At 37.1% G+C, this 2064-nt stretch carries 2 pseudogenes; one reads left to right on the forward strand and one right to left on the reverse strand.

Going from position 1 to position 2064, the window contains the following annotated elements:
• Positions 1-261 precede the first annotated feature (261 nt).
• Positions 262-650, reverse strand: a pseudogene (locus CHI06_RS28185) (recombinase family protein); the annotation flags it as partial.
• 162 nt (positions 651-812) lie between these two features.
• On the opposite strand from CHI06_RS28185, the pseudogene CHI06_RS28190 reads away from it, so the two are divergent.
• Positions 813-1958: pseudogene (locus tag CHI06_RS28190) on the forward strand (tyrosine-type recombinase/integrase).
• The last annotated feature ends 106 nt before the right edge of the window (positions 1959-2064 follow it).

A 2064-nucleotide genomic window follows, 5' to 3' on the forward strand; every position in this document is an offset into this window, starting at 1 on the left:
CTTCAAACCCATTCTTTTGCAACTTTTTAAACTTCTACAAATAATACACAAACTCCTTCTTCCATAAAACTGCCAGTTAGTTGAAGATCTACTAAAGTTATGTGTCGGGAAAAAAATGTCGCCTGTTGTGAACTTCAAGGAGGCGTACTGAACCTGGGAGCATGGGAAAAAACAAAAAAAGACGCCTTATTCAACGCCTAGTTTCTTTCGTTTTGCTCTTATTAACGTACTTTTTGAGATTCCGGTCATATCTTCTACTTATTTATACGAATATATTCCAAGTAGCTCCAGTCCGTGCTCAAGCTGTTTATTTGTGAACTTGTTTGGTCTGCACTCCCTAAAGTCCTCGCGCTGTTTGGGGATTGTTTTCCTTCCTGAGTTCGCTCCACATTTAGATTTCGCTCCATTTCAGCTACAGCAAACAAGGTTTGAAGGAAGAAGCGCCCCATTGTAGTATTTTCAAGTAGACCAACGTTAAGTACGTGAACTCTTACACCTATACTGAACAACCCTTCTATTACGTTGATGCCCTCCTTCGTGTTACGTGCCAACCGGTCTAGCTTCGTAACAACGATTGTGTCACCGGCTTGTAGCTCCGATAACAACGCTTGGAACTGAGGTCGATCCGTTTTAGTACCTGTAAACTTTTCATAATGAGAGAAATTATGGACGAGTGGTAAAAATACTGCGTGGACAAAAAATTATATACAGCACTGTTTAAACTTTACTAATTTTTATTAAATAATAAAGGTGGTGTCTGTATGCCATTTCCCCCTTACTCGTCTGTCCACGCAGTGAAAGGGAAGATTAATATGAAAAAGTACAAAACAAAAAAGGATAAAGACCTTTATTATTATTTTAATTCCGATGGTGAAAAATTGTGGGGTTTTCGATACAGGTATTACAATGCACTTGGGCAACGTAAGGAAAAGTCAGGGCAAGGCATTTCATCTGAAAAGGAAGCATTCAAGACACTTTTAGAGGTAAAATCAAGCATCAAAAATGGCAATGTGAAACAAGTTGAAAATTCAAATTTAACTATTTCCGAATGGTTAGATATTTGGTTTGAAACACATAAAAATGATTGGAAGATCACGACACAGCTACAACGCGAAAATGCCATTAAATATCAAATGAAGCCAATCCTTGGAAAATACAAACTTGCTGAGTTAGATAAGACCACCTATAAGCGTTTGTTTATTAACGAACTCTTAAAGAAATATGAACCAAGTACGGTACAGTTATTTCATAAATTATTTAAGGTTGCTGTTAACGCTGCAGTTGATAATGAATTTTTCCAAGGAATCGATTTACGAAAATAACCATCCCAATTGAAACGGTAAATGATAATTTCCTTACAGCTGAGGAGCTAAACGAATTTCTTAAAGGTGCCATAGAAATAGAAAATATCACAAATTACACGTTGATTTTACTTCTTGCGTTTACTGGGGTAAGAAAAGGTGAAGCATTGGGGTTAACTTGGAATAATGTGGCCTTTAACAGTAAAACAATCACTGTGGAACGTACGAGAGATAATAAAGGGGTCCGGACGCCAAAAACGAAAAATAGCTACCGAGCCATAAGAGTGGATGATATTTTGTTACATCAATTAAAACTATATACCGTACATGGTGTAAAGAAACAATGCTGTCATTTGAAAGAAACTAACTAATGATAACTTTATTTTTATCTCGTATCAAACCGGTACTCCAACAGGTGCTAACACAGTGAAGTATTGCTTTGACAGGATTGCCAAAAAGACTATGTTAAAGTCAATTACTCCACATGCATTAAGGCATACCCATGCCTCCATATTAATTGCAAAAAAACAACCTGTTATAGCTGTTGCAGAACGATTAGGAAACACTCCGCAGATGATTTGGGATACCTATGGGCATAATTACAAAGCCCTTGAGGAAGAATCGGTTACCGTGTTTTCCGAAGCACTACATTATTAAATTGGGGGAGGTTTTAAAAACAAACCCTCTAACCCCCTTGAATAGGGTTTTCGTTACTAACGAGTTCTACTCACGTTAATTGATTTGCTTATTAAACAGCAATCAG

The organism is Bacillus sp. 7884-1, from assembly GCF_002272245.1.
Taxonomy (GTDB): Bacteria; Bacillota; Bacilli; order Bacillales; family Cytobacillaceae; genus Neobacillus.